Here is a 16,853-nt window from a genome sequence, read left to right as displayed (position 1 = left end):
TGGTCGGTCGCCGCCCTGCGTCGGGCAGGGGTTTGGATGTTTATGCGGACCAAACCCTAGCCGACGCCCTCCGGGGGTTCTCGGGGAGGGGTGCCTAGTGGGGTGGGTGGTTCGCTGGTTTGGCGGCTGCGGGTTGTTTGTGGTGGTTCGCGCAGTTCCCCGCGCCCCTGGGGTTCGTTCCGCTTCCGGGCGTTCTAGCGTTGCGGTGTGGCCTACTTCGATGCTGCTTCCGCTGCTCCGCTCCATTCCGTCGCCCGCCAGGCGCTGCTGGCCTCTCTGGACGAGGGGTGGGCGGATCCCGCCCGGTTGTACCGAGAAGGACGGCGGGCGCGGATGCTGCTGGACGCGGCGCGGGAGGCGGCCGCGGAGGCGGTGGGGTGCCGCGCGGACGAGCTGGTGTTCACCTCGTCGGGGACCCGTGCCGTGCACGCGGGGATCGCGGGCGCGTTGGCCGGGCGGCGGCGGGTCGGACGCCACCTGATCGTGTCAGCGGTCGAACACTCTTCAGTACTCCATTCGGCCGACGTGCACGAGGCGGCGGGCGGTTCGGTCAGTCAGGTGGCGGTGGACCGCGCCGGCTCGGTGGACCCCGCGGCGTACGCCGACGCCCTGCGCGAGGACACCGCCCTGGCGTGTCTGCAGTCGGCCAACCACGAGGTGGGGACCGAACAGCCGGTCGCCGCGGTGGCGGAGCTGTGCCGTCGGGCCGGGGTGCCGTTGCTGGTGGACGCGGCGCAGTCGCTGGGCTGGGGGCCGGTGGACGGGGACTGGTCGCTGCTGACGGCCAGCGCGCACAAGTGGGGCGGCCCGTCCGGGGTGGGGCTGCTCGTGGTGCGCAAGGGTGTGCGGTTCTCCGCGCAAGGGCCGGTGGACGAGCGCGAGTCGGGGCGGGCCCCCGGTTTCGAGAACCTCCCGGCGATCGTGGCGGCGGCCGCGTCCCTGCGGGCGGTACGGGCGGAGGCGGCCGCCGAGGCCGCGCGGCTGCGGGAACTGACGGAGCGGATCCGGGCCCGGGTGCCGCGGCTCGTCCCGGACGTGGAGGTGGTGGGCCATCCGGTGCGCCGGCTCCCCGGGGTCGTCACCTTCTCCTGCCTCTACGTCGACGGCGAGGCGCTGCTGCACGAGCTGGACCGGGAGGGTTTCTCCGTGTCGTCCGGATCGTCCTGCACGAGCAGCACGCTGACGCCCAGCCATGTGCTGCGGGCGATGGGTGTGCTGAGTGAGGGGAACGTGCGGGTGTCGCTGCCGGCAGGGGCGGCCGAGGAGGACGTGGAGAGGTTCCTTGAGGTGCTGCCCGGGACGGTGGCGGCGGTCCGGGAGAAGCTCGGCGCCCCGGCCGCCGCGGCGGTCGCCCGCGAGGAGGACGTCCTCGTCGTGGACTCCCTCGGCAAGCGCTGCCCCATTCCGGTGATCGAGCTGGCCAAGGTGATCGGCGACGTGCCCGTGGGCGGCCTGGTCCGGGTGCTGTCGGACGACGAGGCCGCCCGGCTGGACATCCCGGCGTGGTGCGAGATGCGCAACCAGGAGTACGTGGGAGAGGAGCCGGCGGACCGAGGGACGGCCTACGTGGTCCGCCGGGTCGTCTGAGCACCCGGTGCGCGGGGGCCGGCCCCCGCGCACCCGCGTCCGGCGCCGTTCAGTTCAGGTGCGCCTGGACCTCCGCCGCCGCCTCGTCGCCGTACGCCTTGGTGAACCGCTCCATGAAGTGGCCCCGCCGCAGCTGGTACTCCTGCGTCCCCACGGTCTCGATGACCAGGGTCGCCAGCATGCAGCCGACCTGCGCGGCGCGCTCCAGGGAGACGCCCCAGGCCAGGCCCGACATGAAGCCCGCGCGGAAGGCGTCGCCGACGCCCGTGGGGTCGGCCTTGCGCTCCTCGTCCGGCGTGCCGACCTCGATCGGGTCCTCGCCGGTCCGCTCGATGCGCACGCCCCGGGCGCCGAGGGTGGTCACCCGGTGGCCGACCCGGGAGAGGATCTCCGCGTCGCTCCAGCCGGTCTTGGTCTCGATGAGGCCCTTCTCGTACTCGTTGGAGAAGAGGTACGTCGCCCCGTCCAGCAGGATGCGGATCTCCTCGCCGTCCATCCGGGCGATCTGCTGGGAGAAGTCGGCGGCGAACGGGATGGACCGGGCGCGGCACTCCTCGGTGTGCCGGAGCATGGCCTCCGGGTCGTCCGCGCCGATGGAGACCAGGTCGAGGCCGCCGACGCGATCGGCGACGGTCTTCAGCTCGATGAGACGGGCCTCGCTCATGGCGCCCGTGTAGAAGGAGCCGATCTGGTTGTGGTCGGCGTCGGTCGTGCACACGAAGCGCGCCGTGTGCAGCGTGTCGGAGATGCGGACGGAGTCGGTGTCGACGCCGTGCCGCTCCAGCCAGGCCCGGTACTCGTCGAAGTCCGCGCCGGCGGCGCCGACCAGGATCGGCCGGGTGCCGAGCTGGCCCATGCCGAAGGCGATGTTCGCGGCGACGCCGCCGCGGCGGACGTCGAGCTTGTCGACCAGGAACGACAGCGAGACCGTGTGCAGCTGGTCCGCTACGAGCTGGTCGGCGAAGCGGCCGGGGAAGGTCATGAGGTGGTCGGTGGCGATGGAGCCGGTGACTGCGATGCGCACGGCGAGGATTCTCCTGAGGGAGGCGGACCTTGACGCCTCACGCTATCGGGTGGGCGGGGCCGCCCTGAAGGCAGCGAAACTACCCGATAGTAGATCTTTCTCCGTGAGTCCCGGCGTGCATACGGTGCCGGTATGACGAACCTCAAGGTCCAAACCCCCGTTCCGGTCGATCTCGAAGGCGAGCTGGCGTCGCTGCCGGGGTACGGGGCGCGGATGGCTCCGCACTGGGCGGTGCCCGACCGGGCCGCCGCCCGGCCGGTCTCGCCGGCACTGATCCACGGCGTGACGGTGCCGCCGTCGTCGGCGCGGCTGCTCGACGCCTCGGCGGACTACGGGGACTGAGCGGCGCACGCCCGGGAACCGCGAGCTCCCCCGCTGCGTCCCATCGCTGTCCCCCGTAAAGGGGAGACGGGATACGACCCACCGACGGCCCTGTTCCGGGCGGGCCGGGTCCCATGGGACAGCTGTGCAGCCGAAGGAGCGATGCGGTGAACACCGAGCGACCCGACAACGACGACGACGCCAGGGCAGCGGGCGACGCCGGTACCGCGGACGCCCCGGAGCCGGGTGCGGCCGAGGCCGGGGCGCCGACGGGGTCCAACGGGTCCGACGGGGTCGCCGAGAAGGCCGGGAGCGGCGGGACCGGCGGGACGTCGGCGGCTTCCGGGACCGACGACCGGGCGGGGGCTTCCGAGACCGGTGGTGCGGCGGGGGCTCCCAGGACCGATGGTGCGCTGGAGACCCCCACGACCGACGGCGTCTCGAAGACAGGCGCGACGGACGGCGTCTCGGAGACCGGCGCGACCGACGGCGTCTCGGAGACCGGCGCGACCGACGGTTTCTCGGAGACCGGCGCGACCGACGGTTTCTCGGAGACAGGCGACACCGACAGGGCCCCCGAGGCTGCCGATGCCGCCCATGACGCCGAGGGCGCCTCGGCGCGGAGCGAGGACGACGTCGCGGGAAGCCACGACGCCCCGGCCCCCGTCCACGAGCTGCCCCGCGACGGCGAGGACCGGGCCCCGCAGGGCGGCGGGCGGCCGCGTACGCCCGCGGTCATCGCCTCCGTCGCCGCCGCCGTGCTCCTGATCGGCGGGGGCGGGGCCTGGCTCGCCGCCGACGCGTCCGGCGGGTCGGGCGGCGGGGCGACGTCCGGCGCGCCCGGCGGGGACGGCACTCCCCCGCCGCTCGCGCTCGACGGGTACTCGGACTCCACGAGCGGCGGCAACGGCATCGCGCCCGGCGAGCCCAACCCCTACGGCGCCACCTACCGGGTCGACGGCACCCTGCCCGAGGGGCCCGCGGAGGCCCCGGTGTACCTGGCGCGGGGTGAGGTCGCCGCGGCCGACGTGACCCGGCTCGCGAAGGCCCTCGGGGTGGCGGGGACACCCGTCGCCCAGGGCGAGGTCTGGAGGATCGGCGGCCAGGACGGCTCGGGGCCGAGTCTGCAGGTGAACCGGCAGGCACCGGGTACCTGGACCTTCACCCGGTACGCCCCGGGCACCGACGACTGCAAGGGCGTCGACACCTGCACCGCGCCGGAGCCCGGCGGCACCCCGGTGGGCGAGGACGTGGCGCAGAAGGCCGCGGCCCCGGTGCTGATGGCCTTGGGTCAGGACGACGCGAAGGTCGACGCAAGCCAGGTCATGGGCGCCCAGCGGGTGGTCAACGCCTCACCCGAGGTGGGCGGAGTGCCGACGCACGGCTGGACGACCGGGATCACGGTCGGCTCCGGTGGCGAGGTCGTCGCCGGCAGCGGCCCGCTGAAGGCGCCGGTGAAGGGCGAGACGTACCCCGTGGTCGGTGCCGAGAAGGCGCTGGAGCTGATGGAGGGGCGGCCGAAGGGCGACCACCGGATGGGCATCGGCGGCTGCGCCGGCCCTGTGCCGCTGAAGGACCGGCCGGAGGATCCCTGCGATCCGGCGGCCGGCGGTACGCCGCAGCCGGACACGGTGACGGTGCGGGACGCGGTGTTCGGACTGGCCGCGCACGTCGTGGACGGCCGCCAGGCGCTCGTGCCGTCCTGGCTGTTCGAGGTGACGGCGCCGGGCGCGAAGGACCCGTTCACGGTGACGTACCCGGCGGTCGACCCGAAGTACCTGGCCTCCCCGTCGCCGAGCCGGCCGGGCGACGGGCCGACGTCACAGCCCGGGCCGCGCGAGGTGGAGATCGACGGTTACCGGGCCGAGGGCGCGGAGCTGACCGTGACGTTCACCGGCGGGGTGTGCGCCGACTACGACGTGACGGCGGACGAGAAGGGCGGCGAGGTGACGGTCACGGTGACGTCCACGCCGTGGCGGGACAAGGTCTGCATCATGATCGCCAAGCAGTTCCAGAAGACGGTGCCGCTGGACGAGCCGCTCGGCAGCCGGAAGGTCGTGGACGCGGACGGCAAGGCGATTCCGCTGGCCAGGGAGGGCGCGCGGCTGCCGGCTCCCCCGACGCGCGAGCGGTAGGACCGGCACGGCGCACAAGGCGGCGGACCGGCACGGCGCACCGGCCGGCGCGGCGCGAACGCGGCGCACCGGCACAGCGAAGGCGGCGGCCCCGTCGGAGGGGGCCGCCGCCTTCGTCGTGTCCGCTGCCGCACGGGGCGGCCGGGCGGCTCAGCTGAAGGAGTCGCCGCAGGCGCAGGAACCCGTCGCGTTCGGGTTGTCGATCGTGAAGCCCTGCTTCTCGATGGTGTCCACGAAGTCGATCGTGGCACCGCCCAGGTAGGGGGCGCTCATGCGGTCGGTGACGACCTTCACACCGCCGAAGTCCTTCTCGACGTCGCCGTCGAGCGAACGCTCGTCGAAGAAGAGCTGGTAACGCAGGCCGGAGCAGCCGCCGGGCTGGACGGCGACGCGCAGCGCGAGGTCGTCGCGGCCTTCCTGGTCGAGCAGCGCCTTGACCTTGGACGCGGCGGCGTCGGTCAGGATGATGCCGTCGGTGACGGTGCTGGTCTCGTCCGATACGGACATCTACATCTCTCCCGGGTTGTACGGAGACTGCTTGCCGACGGTTCCAACCGGCGCGGCCGCGGATTCATTCCGGGCCCGGCGTTCGATCTCGGCTTCTTTTCATGCTCGCACACGCGCCGGGAACCGGAAAACGCCTCTTTCCCGGCCTTCCCGGGAATGAACGGCGGCCCGCCGGGATTCACGTCACACAGACGCTATGGGCATCGTCAAAGTGACGTGAAGCGGTTATGATAGATAGCGTCAAATCGACGAAAAGTCGCCGGAAACAGAAAGGGTGCGTGTCGTGACCACCGCCCAGACCCAGGAGCTCGACGTACAGCCGACGCCCCTCGCCCTGCTGCTCCTCGGCCGGGAGGCCGACCCGAAGAGCGAGCGCGGCGTGGAGTGTCCCGGCGACCTGCCCTCGCCGTCCGACCCGGACCTGGTGGAGCGCGCTCGCCGGGCGAAGGAGAAGCTCGGGAACAAGGTCTTCGTGCTCGGCCACCACTACCAGCGCGACGAGGTCATCCAGTTCGCCGACGTGACCGGTGACTCGTTCAAGCTGGCCCGGGACGCGGCGGCGCGTCCGGAGGCCGAGTACATCGTGTTCTGCGGTGTGCACTTCATGGCGGAGTCCGCGGACATCCTGACGTCCGACGACCAGAAAGTCGTCCTGCCCGACCTCGCCGCCGGCTGCTCGATGGCCGACATGGCGACGGCCGAGCAGGTCGCCGAGTGCTGGGACGTGCTGACCGAGGCCGGCATAGCCGAGCAGGTCGTGCCCGTCTCGTACATGAACTCGTCCGCCGACATCAAGGCCTTCACGGGCAAGCACGGCGGCACGATCTGCACGTCGTCCAACGCCAAGCGGGCCCTGGACTGGGCGTTCGAGCAGGGCGAGAAGGTGTTGTTCCTGCCCGACCAGCACCTCGGGCGCAACACCGCCGTCCGCGACATGGGCATGTCCCTGGAGGACTGCGTCGTCTACAACCCGCACAAGCCGAACGGCGGTCTGACCGCCGACGAGCTGCGCGCGGCGAAGATGATCCTGTGGCGGGGCCACTGCTCGGTGCACGGCCGCTTCAGCCTGGACTCGGTCAACGACGTGCGCGAGCGCATCCCGGGCGTGAACGTCCTGGTGCACCCCGAGTGCAGGCACGAGGTCGTGGCCGCGGCCGACTACGTCGGTTCGACGGAGTACATCATCAAGGCGCTGGAGGCCGCGCCGGCCGGCTCCAAGTGGGCCATCGGCACGGAGCTGAACCTGGTCCGCCGCCTGGCGAACCGTTTCGCGCCCGAGGGCAAGGAGATCGTCTTCCTCGACAAGACGGTCTGCTTCTGCTCGACCATGAACCGCATCGACCTTCCCCACCTGGTCTGGGCCCTGGAGTCGCTGGCCGAGGGCAACCTCGTCAACCGCATCGAGGTCGACAAGGAGACGGAGGCGTTCGCGAAGCTGGCGCTGGAGCGGATGCTGGCCCTGCCGTAGCCCTGCCCCGGCCCTCGCGGCCGGTGCGGCTCACCCCGGGACGGGCTTCCGGTCGGGGTGGGCCGGGTCGAGGGTGAAGACGTCGCCGTCCGTGGTGGCCACGACCAGGGCGCCCTCGTGGAGCAGCACAGCGGAGCCCGACCAGCCCGGGTTCGTCACCCGCCGGGCCCGCGGCAGGGTCTCCCACAGCAGCGTGCCCTTCCTCGTGTCGAGGGCGGCGACCCGGCCGCTGGCGCTGGACAGGTAGACCGCGCGGGCATGCGGGTCGTGGACGATGCCGCTGGGCTGCTCCAGGCTCGTCCGCGTCTGCCACAACCGCTCGCCCGTGCGGACCGACACGGCGACGACCTGCCCGGAGGACGTGGCGAACCACAGGGTGCCGTCCGAGTACGCCGCGTTGCCCTCCAGCGGCTCCGCGAACTTCACCGCGCGCGCCTTTCCGGTGTCCGGGTTTAGCAGCCGGATCCCGGCGAACGCCTCGTCCTGCTCGTCCTCGGTCGGTTCGAGGAGGACCAGACGGCCCTCGGACGTGCCGACGACCGTCTGGTCGACGGGCACCGTCAGACGCCGTGCCGAGCCGTCGGAGGGGTCAAGCCGCAGCAGGACCGTCTCCTTCGAGGGCATCTCGTCCGGGCCGCACCGCAGGTAGGGGTTCTCGCCGGTGTCCGCCGGACCGCAGTACTGCCCCGCGGGCAGCGGCGCCGTCCAGCGCTCCTCGCCGGTGCGCGGAGAGCGGGCGGTCACCGAGCGGCCGCCGTCGTCCGGGACGATCACCAGCCCGCCCGAGACGTACGGGCGCACCGCGTCGACGTTGACCGTGCGCTGCCACAGCCGCTCGCCGGTGCCGGTGTCGAGGGCGGCGACGGTGACCTTGACGTCGTCCCCCTGGTGGGGGTCGTACGTCTGCTCGACCAGCATCGCGTCGTCCGTGATGCCCAGCACGGAGAAGCTGTACGCCCCGTCGCCCGTGCCGGGCGGCAGCACGTCGGCGCGCCAGCGGGCCCGTCCGGTGAGGGCGTCCAGGCGCACGGGCAGCACTCCGTCGCCCGCGCAGTGGACGGCCCCTTCGTACACCTGGCACTCCGGGCCGTTCATCGACCCGCCCTCGTCGATGCCGCGTCCCTGCTTCACGCCCTGCGCGGCGGTGGCGTGCACCGTGGTCTGCCAGGGCTTCCAGCCGGCCGGGACGGTCGTCCAGCGGGAGGGCGCGGCGCCGGTGGTGTCCGTCCCCGAGCGGGAGTCGTCCTCGCCGAGTCCGGGACCGAGCAGCAGATAGCCCGTCAGGCCGAGCGCGAGGGCGGTCGCCGTGCCGGCCGTGGCCCACCACCGCCGGGCACGGCGTGGGCGCCGCCCGGAGGCCGGGGGGCCGGGGTCGGCGTCGGCGACCGCGGCGGGCCGGGTGCTGACCAGGGCCGCCTCGTCCCTGCGCAGTGCCACGGTGTCCTGCTCGTCCGGGCCCGTCTCCGGCAGTGCGGCCACGAACTCCGCGGCCAGGTCGTCCAGTCCGGGCCGGGTCGCGGGGTCCTTGGCGAGGCAGCGCTCCAGCAGCGGATGCAGGGGCTCCGGAACACCGTCCAGGACGGGCGCGTCGTGCACCACCCGATAGGCCGTCAGGTAGGGGCTGTCCGCGTCGAAGGGGCCCCGGCCGGTGCTCGCGTACACGAGCAGGGCGCCGACGGAGAACACGTCGGAGGCCGGGCCCACGGAGCGCGCGTCGGTGAGCTGCTCCGGCGACATGAACGGCGGGGTGCCGATCATCTGGCCGGTCTCGGTCAGGGTGTGGTGGTTCTCGGCCGCGCGGGAGATGCCGAAGTCGATGACGCGCGGGCCGTCCTCCGCCATCAGGACGTTGGCGGGCTTGAGGTCCCGGTGCACCACCCCCGCCCGGTGGATCTCCCGCAGCGCCTCCACCAGTCCGAGCGCCAGCCGGCGCAGTGCGGCACCGCGCAGCGGACCCTGTTCCCGGATCAGCGCGGCCAGGGAGGGCCCGGGCACGTACTGGGTGGCCATCCAGGGCCGGACCGCCTCCGGGTCGGCGTCCAGGACCGGCGCGGTGAAGGCGCCGCTCACCTTGCGGACGGCCTCGATCTCCTGGCGGAAACGGGCGCGGAAGACCGCGTCCTCCGCGTACTGGGCGTGCACCACCTTCACGGCGACCTCGCGCCCCGAACGGGCCCGGCCGCGGTAGACGATCCCCATGCCCCCGGACCCGAGCCGGCCGACCAGCTTGTACCCGCCGACCGACTTCGGGTCGTCCTTCTGCAGCGGCACGCCCGCTTCCTCTCCCCCGCCAAGCAGTCCGGGTCAGGATACGTAACGCCGGCACGGCACAGGCCGGGGCCCGAACCGTTGCTTCCGGTTCGGGCCCCGGCCTGGAGCCGGACCTGGCGTACGGGCCCGGCGAGGACTCTCGATCAGACGGACGCGGGCTCCGGCTCGTCCGAGGACGGCGTCGCGCCGGAGCGGTCCCCCGCCTTCTTGGCACGCTTGGCGGCGCGCTTCTTCGCCCGGCGCTCCTTGCGGAGTTCCAGCATCGCGTAGAGCGTCGGCACCAGCAGCAGGGTGAGCAGCGTCGAGGTGACCAGGCCGCCGATCACCACCACGGCCAGCGGCTGGGCGATGAAGCCACCCTCGCCGGTGATGCCGAGGGCCATCGGGAGCAGGGCGAAGATGGTCGCCAGGGCGGTCATGAGGATGGGCCGCAGCCGGTGCCGGCCGCCCTCGACCACGGCCTCGACGATGCCGTGGCCCTGCTTGCGGTACTGGTTGATCAGGTCGATCAGCACGATGGCGTTCGTGACGACGATGCCGATCAGCATCAGCATGCCGATCATCGCCGGGACGCCCATCGGGGTGCCGGTCGCCACCAGCAGGCCGATCGCGCCGGTGGCGGCGAACGGGATGGAGACCAGCAGGATCAGCGGCTGGACCAGGGACCGGAAGGTGCCGACCAGCAGCAGGAAGACGATCGCGATGGCCGCCAGCATCGCCAGGCCCAGGTTGGCGAACGCCTCGTCCTGGTCCTCGGAGACACCGCCGATCGACGCCGTGGCGCCGTCCGGGAGCTTCAGCGCGTTGATCTTCGACTGGAGTTCGGTGCTGACCGCGCCGGTGTTGTCACCGGTCGGCTTCGCGGTGATGGTGGCCGCGCGCTGGCCGTCGATGCGGGTCATGGAGACCGGCCCGTCGACCACCTTCACCGTCGCGATGTCGCCGAGCTTCACCGCGCCCAGGCGCAGGTCCTGGAGCTGCTTCAGGGTCCGCGCGGGCTTCGCCGAGCGGATGACGACGTCGCGCTCGGTGTCGTCCAGGACCGCCTTGGCCGCGGTGGTGCCGCGGACGGCCTGGGCGACGGCGGCGCCGAGGGTCTGGTCGTCGAAACCGGCCGCGGCCGCCTTGTCGTCGGCCTTCACCGAGATGCGCGGGACGCTGGTGGCCAGGTCGCTGGTGACGTCCGTGACGTCGTCGAGGGAGGCGACCGCCTTGCGGACCTCCTCGGACGCCGTGCGCAGCACCCCGGCGTCGGCGGCCTTCACCACGACGCTCAGGTCCTGCGCGCCGAAGCCGTCACCGGCGGCGATGGTGGTGGTGCCGATGCCCTTCAGACCGGCCAGGCCCTTCTCGATGCGGTCCTGGACGTCCTCGTAGGAGGCCGAGTCGTCCAGCATCACCTGGTACGAGGCCTGGTTGGTGTCCGTGCCGCCGCCGAAGGCCGCCATGAAGCCGGACGAGCCGACCGTGACCTGGTAGTCCTTCACGCCCTCGGTGCCGGCGAGCAGCTTCTCGACCTTCTTCGCCTGGGCGTCGGTCGCCGCCAGGCTGGTGCCGGGCTCGAGCTCCTGCTTGACCGTGAGGACCTCCTGTTCGCCCTGGTCGAAGAAGTTCGTCTTCAGCAGCGGCGCCATGCCGAAGGTGCCGATCAGGACGGCGACGGCGATGGCCACGCTGGTCAGGCGGCGGCGGGTCGCGAAGCGCAGGACCGGGACGTAGATCCGCTGCAGGCGGCTCCTGGCCTCCTTCTCCTCGGCGATCCGGCGTGCCTCGTCCGCGTCCTCCGGGGTGCCCTTGGGGGGCCGCAGGAACCAGTACGACAGCACCGGGACGACCGTCAGGGAGACCAGCAGGGACGCCAGCAGCGCGGCCGTGACGGTGAGGCTGAAGGAGCCGAACAGCTCGCCCACCATGCCGCCGACCAGGCCGATCGGCAGGAACACGGCGACCGTGGTGAGCGTGGACGACGTCACGGCGCCCGCGACCTCGCGCACCGCGGTGAGGATGGCCGAATGGCGCTCCTCGCCGTAGCCGAGGTGGCGTTTGATGTTCTCCAGGACCACGATCGAGTCGTCGACGACCCGGCCGATGGCGATGGTCAGGGCGCCCAGCGTGAGGACGTTCAGCGACAGGTCGCGCGTCCACAGCACGATCAGGGCGAGGACCACGGACAGCGGGATGGACACCGCCGTCACGAGGGTGGAGCGGATCGAGGCCAGGAAGACCAGGATCACCAGGACCGCGAAGAGCAGACCCAGGGCGCCCTCGGTGGTCAGGCCCTTGATGGACTTGGACACGGCCGGGCCCTGGTCGCTGACGACGGTGAGGGTCGCGCCGGAGCCGAGGTCCTTGCGCAGGTCGGGAAGCTTGTCCTGGACGGCGTCGGAGATGGCGACCGCGCTGCCGTCGCGGTCCATCGTCACGGCGACGGCGAGGCTGGGCCTGCCGTCGGTGCGGGTGATGGAGTCGGCCGGGGCCTCCTGCTGCTTCACCGTGGCGACGTCGCCGAGGCGCACCGGCTCGCCCTTGCCGGGCTCGCCCGTGACCCTCAGGTCCTGGATCTGCCGCAGCGAGGTGAAGCCGCCGCCGACCTGGACGGTGCGGTTGGCGCCGTCCTCGTCGAAGGAGCCGGCCGGGACGGTCGCGCCGCCCGCCTGGAGCGCCTGGGAGAGGGACTGCGCGGTCAGACCGGCCTTCGCCAGCTTCGCGTCGTCGGGCGTGACCGTGACCTGGACGTCGCGCACGCCGTCGACGGTGACCTGGCCGACGCCGTCGATGCTCTTCAGGTCCGGCACGACCGTCTTGTCGAGCTGGTCGGCCAGGGCCTGCTGGTCGCGGCTGGAGGTGACGGCGAGGACGACCGTCGGGATGTCGTCCGTGGAGCCGGCGACGACCTGCGGGTCGACGTCGTCCGGGAGCAGCACACGCGCCCGGTTCACGGCCTGCTGGACGTCGGCCACCAGCTGCTTGGTGTCGTTGCCGTAGTCGAAGGACGCCATGATCACGGCGTTGCCCTCGCTGGCGGTGGAGGTGACGCCGCTGATGCCGTCGACGGCTTCGAGACTGTCCTCGATGGGTTCGACGACCTGCTTCTCGACCACGTCCGGGGACGCGCCCTGGTACGGCGCCAGCACGGACACCATGGGCAGTTCGATGGTGGGCAGCAGCTGCTGCTTGAGCTGGGGTATCGCGATCGCCCCGAAGACGAGCGCGATGATCGACATCAGCCCTATCAGGGCCCGTTGGGCGAGGCTGAATCTCGACAGCCAGGACATGGGTCAGGGTCTCTCTTCTGTTTAACGGCAGAAGCGGCAGCGGGCGCGCAGATGAGCGCCCGCCCCTACACCCTGAGCCATGGCCGGTGCCTGTTTCGTAGGCCGCAGGTCCCGTTCCTTATGCGGCGCATACTCCGGCCGCAGTACGACCGGGCCGGGCTCACTCCACCCTTGGACGGACCAGGCCGGACTCGTACGCGATGACCACCAGCTGGGCCCGGTCGCGGGCGCCCAGCTTGGCCATGGCGCGGTTGACGTGCGTCTTCACCGTCAGCGGGCTGACCTCCAGCCGCTCGGCGATCTCGTCGTTGGAGTGGCCGCCGGCGACCTGGACGAGCACCTCGCGCTCCCGGACGGTGAGCGAGTCGAGCCGCTCGCCGCGGGCCGGGTCACGGTTCTCGTCGGCCGGGTCGCCCTGGGCGAGGAAGCGGGCGATCAGCCCCGTGGTGGCCGCCGGGGAGAGCAGGGCCTGGCCGCCGGCCGCGATCCGGATGGCGTTGAGCAGTTCCTCGGGCTCGGAGCCCTTGCCGAGGAAGCCGGAGGCGCCGGCGCGCAGCGACTGCACGACGTAGTCGTCCACCTCGAACGTCGTCAGGATGACCACGCGGACACCGGCCAGCGCGGGGTCGGCGCTGATCATGCGGGTCGCCGCGAGGCCGTCGGTGCCCGGCATGCGGATGTCCATCAGGACGACGTCCGCGCGCTGCTCCTTCGTCAGCCGGACCGCCTCCGCGCCGTCGGAGGCCTCGCCCACCACCTCCATGTCGGGCTCGGAGTCGACGAGCACCCGGAAGGCGCTGCGCAGCAGCGCCTGGTCGTCGGCGAGCAGGACACGGATGGTCATGCGGGGTCCTCCCCGGTGGATGTGCGGCTCTTGACGGGCAGGATCGCATGGACGCGGAAGCCGCCGCCGTAGCGGGGACCGGTGGTGAGGGTGCCGCGCAGGGCGGTGACCCGCTCGCGCATGCCGAGCAGCCCGTGCCCGCCGCCGCTGCCGGGGGCCTCGACCTCGCCGCTGCCGTCGTCGAGCACGGTGATCTCGATGTTCGGCCCGACCCGCACGACGCTGACCTCGGCCTTGGCCTGCGGTCCGGCGTGCTTCTGCACGTTGGTCAGGGCCTCCTGGATGATCCGGTAGGCGGCCAGGTCGACGGCCGCGGGCAGGGTGGTGCCCTGGTCGGCGCGGGCGACCTCGATGTGCAGGCCGGCGTTGCGGAAGGTGCCGGTGAGTTCGTCGAGACGGTCCAGCCCCGGAGCGGGTTCGGTGGGGGCCTCGGGGTCGCCGGACTGGCGGAGCAGGCCGACGGTGGCGCGGAGCTCGTTGAGCGCGGACCGGCTGGCCTCGCGCACGTGGGCGAGGGCCTCCTTGGCCTGGTCGGGGCGCTTGTCCATGACGTGGGCGGCGACCCCGGCCTGGACGTTGACCAGGGCGATGTGGTGGGCGACGACGTCGTGCAGGTCCCGGGCGATGCGCAGACGCTCCTCGGCGACCCGGCGGCGGGCCTCCTCCTCGCGGGTGCGCTCGGCGCGTTCGGCGCGTTCCCGGATGGCCTGGACGAAGGCGCGGCGGCTGCGCACGGCGTCGCCGGCGGTGGCGCCGATGCCGGTCCAGGCGAAGATCGCGAGGTTCTCCTGGGCGTACCAGGGCAGGCTGCCGGCGGCCATGGCGGTGCCGGTCAGCACGGTCATGGTGAGCAGGCCGACGCGCCAGGTGGTGGGACGGTCGGTGGTGGAGGCGACGGTGTACAGCGCGATGACCGCCGACATGGCGACGGGGGCGCGGGGGTCGCCGGTGACGGACTCGGCGACGGAGACGGCGCCGGTGAGGGCGAGGACGGTCATCGGGGCGCGGCGGCGGAAGACCAGGGCGGCGGCGCCGAGGGCCATCAGGACGAGGCTGAGGGGGTCGGGGGTGCGCAGGACCCAGCTGACGCTGTCGCGGTGGCGGGGTTCGACGAACGAGCCGGCGACCATGCAGGCCAGGACGGCTGCGGCGAGGACGGCGTCCATGGCCAAGGGGTGCGCCTTGGCCCGGCACCGGGCCCGCGCGAGGGTGCTCACGGGTGTTCACGGTAGCCGGGGCGGGTGTGCGGGGATACGGGGCCGGGTGTGAGGTGCCCGGCGTCGTGACCCGGGCCGGACGGGTCCGCGGCCCGGCGGGCGGGGTGCGGCCCGCCGTTCACGAACCCGGGATCAGGCCGTCGTCGCTGAGGAGCTCCCGGACCTCCTCCAGGGTCGCGTCCGGGGACGGCAGGATCAGTTCCGACGGTTCCAGGGAGTCGTCGGGGAGGGGGTCGCCCAGGTCGCGGACCCGGGTCAGGAGGGCGTGGAGGGTGCGGCGGAAGCCGGGGCCGTCGCCGTTCTCCATCTCCGCCAGGAGCTCGTCGTCCAGCTTGTTCAGCTCGGCGAGGTGGCCGTCGGCCAGCCTCACCTGCCCCTCCCCCATGATCCGTACGATCATGTCGCCCTCCTAGGCGTGGGCCCCTACTGCTTGTCGAAGCGCGGGGTGTCCTGCGGCTGCTGCTGGGACTGCTGCTGGCTCGTGCCACCTTCGATGGCCTGCTGCCCACCGCTCGATCCACCGGCGAGCTCGGCCTTCATGCGCTGCAGCTCCAGCTCTACATCCGTACCACCGGAGAGCCGGTCCAGCTCGGCCTGGATGTGGTCCTTGTGCATGCCGGAGGGGTCGTCGAGGGCTCCGGAGGCGAGCAGCTCGTCGATGGCGCCGGCGCGGGCCTGGAGCTGGGCCGTCTTGTCCTCGGCGCGCTGGATCGCCAGCCCGACGTCGCCCATCTCCTCGGAGATGCCGGAGAAGGCCTCGCCGATGCGGGTCTGTGCCTGGGCCGCCGTGTAGGTCGCCTTGATCGTCTCCTTCTTCGTGCGGAAGGCGTCGACCTTGGCCTGGAGCCGCTGGGCCGCGAGGGTGAGCTTCTCCTCCTCGCCCTGGAGCGTCGCGTGCTGGGTCTCCAGGTCGGTCACCTGCTGCTGGAGCGCGGCCCGGCGGGAGAGCGCCTCGCGGGCCAGGTCCTCCCGGCCCAGCGCGAGGGCCTTGCGGCCCTGGTCCTCCAGCTTGGTGGACTGCGACTGCAGCTGGTTCAGCTGGAGTTCCAGGCGCTTGCGGCTGGTCGCCACGTCGGCGACGCCGCGGCGCACCTTCTGGAGCAGCTCCAGCTGCTTCTGGTACGAGTAATCGAGGGTTTCGCGCGGGTCCTCGGCCCGGTCAAGGGCCTTGTTCGCCTTCGCGCGGAAGATCATCCCCATACGCTTCATGACACCGCTCATGGGCTTCGCGCGCCCCCTTCTGACCGACTCCGGCTCCAGCTCCTGCGACAGAACCCACAGTACGGGCCCTGCATCCATTACCGCACTGTTCGGGGACGGATGCGCTCATCCCCAAGGACGACTGCGTGCGCTCCCGCTCCGGCGTAGGGAGTAGGTGGTACCCGGGGTGTCCCGGGCGTACGTCCCGGGAACGGCCGGGTGCGTACACAACGTCCCGTCTGTCCCCTTACAGACGACTGGTGTTGCCGGATCGTTCCCCACGGGGCTGGGGTCCATGCCCGGAAGCCCTTACCCTTGGGTTTTGTGTTCCGAAGCCGTGCCAAGGACGAGAAGGCCCAGGACGCCGACAAGGCGCCGGTGAACTTCTCCAAGCAGCCCCGCGACCCCCAGGCCCCCAAGGGCCGCCCCACGCCGAAGCGCAGCCAGGCCCAGAGCCAACGCCGCAGTGTGGCCAACACGTCGATGACGCGCAAGGAGGCCGCCAAGCGCCAGCGCGAGGAGCGTCGTGCTGCGCTGGAGCGGCAGCGTCAGGCGCTGGCCAGCGGCGACGAGCGGTACCTGCCCGCGCGTGACAAGGGGCCGGTGCGCCGGTTCGCGCGTGACTTCGTCGACTCGCGGTTCAACATCGCGGAGTTCTTCCTGCCGATGGCCGTGGTCATCCTCGTGCTGAGCATGGTGCGCGTGGCGGCGCTGCAGAACATCGCGCTGCTGCTGTGGCTCGTGGTGATCGTGCTCATCGTGCTCGACTCGTTCGTCACGGCCTTCCGTCTGAAGAAGCAGCTGAACGAGCGCTTCGCCGGGGAGAACAAGCGCGGTGCGGTCGCCTACGCCCTGATGCGCTCCCTCCAGATGCGCCGGCTCCGGCTGCCGAAGCCACAGGTCAAGCGCGGAGAGCGGCCCTGACCACGACGCCGTTCTCCGGGGGTGCGGCTCAGGCCTGGCTGGACAAGCTGGGCGGGCTGCCCGATGTCGTCCGCCAGGAG

General features: G+C 72.3%; 13 protein-coding genes. 5 read left to right on the top strand and 8 right to left on the bottom strand.

The genetic code is table 11. The features are described from left to right. The first annotated feature begins 207 nt into the window (after positions 1-207). The gene (locus ACIGAQ_RS13895; RefSeq protein WP_362273861.1) at positions 208-1,587 is read left to right on the top strand and encodes an aminotransferase class V-fold PLP-dependent enzyme; all 1,380 of its coding nucleotides are present in this window, start codon (positions 208-210) and stop codon (positions 1,585-1,587) included. Positions 1,588-1,636: 49 nt separating this feature from the next. Here ACIGAQ_RS13895 and ACIGAQ_RS13890 read toward each other — a convergent pair whose 3' ends face one another. Further along, the gene (locus ACIGAQ_RS13890) at positions 1,637-2,611 is read right to left on the bottom strand and encodes a carbohydrate kinase family protein (RefSeq protein ID WP_311687519.1); all 975 of its coding nucleotides are present in this window, start codon (positions 2,609-2,611) and stop codon (positions 1,637-1,639) included. Between the two features lie 132 nt (positions 2,612-2,743). Between ACIGAQ_RS13890 and ACIGAQ_RS13885 the strand changes: the two genes are divergently transcribed. Together ACIGAQ_RS13885 and ACIGAQ_RS13880 are read left to right on the top strand one after the other, a co-directional pair. Next, positions 2,744-2,953 carry a hypothetical protein gene (locus ACIGAQ_RS13885; protein ID WP_362273864.1) on the top strand — a complete coding sequence of 70 codons (210 nt, stop codon included), beginning with the start codon at positions 2,744-2,746 and terminating at the stop codon, positions 2,951-2,953. 146 nt (positions 2,954-3,099) lie between these two features. After that, complete coding sequence (locus tag ACIGAQ_RS13880) at positions 3,100-5,067, top strand: hypothetical protein (RefSeq protein ID WP_399782387.1); 1,968 nt, start codon at positions 3,100-3,102, stop codon at positions 5,065-5,067. A gap of 150 nt (positions 5,068-5,217) precedes the next feature. Here the strand turns inward: ACIGAQ_RS13880 and ACIGAQ_RS13875 are convergent, their stop codons facing one another. Continuing rightward, a complete protein-coding gene (locus ACIGAQ_RS13875) occupies positions 5,218-5,574 on the bottom strand; it encodes an iron-sulfur cluster assembly accessory protein (RefSeq protein WP_010037217.1) in 357 nt (118 codons plus the stop codon). 283 nt (positions 5,575-5,857) lie between these two features. Here ACIGAQ_RS13875 and nadA point away from each other — a divergent pair, with 283 nt between their 5' ends. Next, positions 5,858-7,042 carry a quinolinate synthase NadA gene (nadA, locus tag ACIGAQ_RS13870; protein ID WP_311687510.1) on the top strand — a complete coding sequence of 395 codons (1,185 nt, stop codon included), beginning with the start codon at positions 5,858-5,860 and terminating at the stop codon, positions 7,040-7,042. Positions 7,043-7,072: 30 nt separating this feature from the next. On the opposite strand, the gene ACIGAQ_RS13865 is transcribed toward nadA, so the two are convergent. From ACIGAQ_RS13865 to ACIGAQ_RS13840, 6 genes are all read right to left on the bottom strand, one after another. Further along, positions 7,073-9,313 carry a protein kinase gene (locus tag ACIGAQ_RS13865; RefSeq protein WP_399782384.1) on the bottom strand — a complete coding sequence of 747 codons (2,241 nt, stop codon included), beginning with the start codon at positions 9,311-9,313 and terminating at the stop codon, positions 7,073-7,075. Between the two features lie 143 nt (positions 9,314-9,456). Further along, a complete protein-coding gene (locus tag ACIGAQ_RS13860; RefSeq protein ID WP_399782381.1) occupies positions 9,457-12,588 on the bottom strand; it encodes an efflux RND transporter permease subunit in 3,132 nt (1,043 codons plus the stop codon). A 160-nt stretch (positions 12,589-12,748) separates the two neighbouring features. After that, on the bottom strand, positions 12,749-13,432 hold the full coding sequence (locus ACIGAQ_RS13855) for a response regulator transcription factor (RefSeq protein ID WP_094056619.1): 684 nt from the start codon (positions 13,430-13,432) through the stop codon (positions 12,749-12,751). After that, the gene (locus tag ACIGAQ_RS13850) at positions 13,429-14,649 is read right to left on the bottom strand and encodes a sensor histidine kinase (RefSeq protein ID WP_399782377.1); all 1,221 of its coding nucleotides are present in this window, start codon (positions 14,647-14,649) and stop codon (positions 13,429-13,431) included. Before ACIGAQ_RS13850 ends, ACIGAQ_RS13855 begins: the two co-directional genes overlap by 4 nt. Positions 14,650-14,767: 118 nt before the next feature. After that, positions 14,768-15,049, bottom strand: coding sequence for a hypothetical protein (locus ACIGAQ_RS13845; RefSeq protein ID WP_311687501.1), 282 nt, complete (start codon positions 15,047-15,049; stop codon positions 14,768-14,770). Between the two features lie 23 nt (positions 15,050-15,072). Beyond that, positions 15,073-15,858 (bottom strand): PspA/IM30 family protein, encoded by a 786-nt coding sequence (locus ACIGAQ_RS13840; protein WP_399782374.1) that lies wholly within the window; start codon positions 15,856-15,858, stop codon positions 15,073-15,075. A gap of 315 nt (positions 15,859-16,173) precedes the next feature. Here ACIGAQ_RS13840 and ACIGAQ_RS13835 point away from each other — a divergent pair, with 315 nt between their 5' ends. Then, positions 16,174-16,773, top strand: coding sequence for a DUF3043 domain-containing protein (locus tag ACIGAQ_RS13835; protein ID WP_311687497.1), 600 nt, complete (start codon positions 16,174-16,176; stop codon positions 16,771-16,773). Positions 16,774-16,853 lie beyond the last annotated feature (80 nt).

Source organism: Streptomyces sp. NPDC085932 (genome assembly GCF_044540525.1).
GTDB lineage: Bacteria > Actinomycetota > Actinomycetes > Streptomycetales > Streptomycetaceae > Streptomyces > Streptomyces levis.
Note: the sequence above shows the minus strand (reverse complement) of the source record. Positions and strands in the feature narration are given on the sequence as shown.

What these genes read in the sequence shown, in the direction of transcription:
- ACIGAQ_RS13855 (WP_094056619.1), bottom strand. Translation starts at nt 13,432, where the DNA reads ATGACCATCCGTGTCCTGCTCGCCGACGACCAGGCGCTGCTGCGCAGC.
- ACIGAQ_RS13875 (WP_010037217.1), bottom strand. Translation starts at nt 5,574, where the DNA reads ATGTCCGTATCGGACGAGACCAGCACCGTCACCGACGGCATCATCCTG.
- ACIGAQ_RS13845 (WP_311687501.1), bottom strand. Translation starts at nt 15,049, where the DNA reads ATGATCGTACGGATCATGGGGGAGGGGCAGGTGAGGCTGGCCGACGGC.
- ACIGAQ_RS13840 (WP_399782374.1), bottom strand. Translation starts at nt 15,858, where the DNA reads ATGAAGCGTATGGGGATGATCTTCCGCGCGAAGGCGAACAAGGCCCTT.
- ACIGAQ_RS13860 (WP_399782381.1), bottom strand. Translation starts at nt 12,588, where the DNA reads ATGTCCTGGCTGTCGAGATTCAGCCTCGCCCAACGGGCCCTGATAGGG.
- ACIGAQ_RS13885 (WP_362273864.1), top strand. Translation starts at nt 2,744, where the DNA reads ATGACGAACCTCAAGGTCCAAACCCCCGTTCCGGTCGATCTCGAAGGC.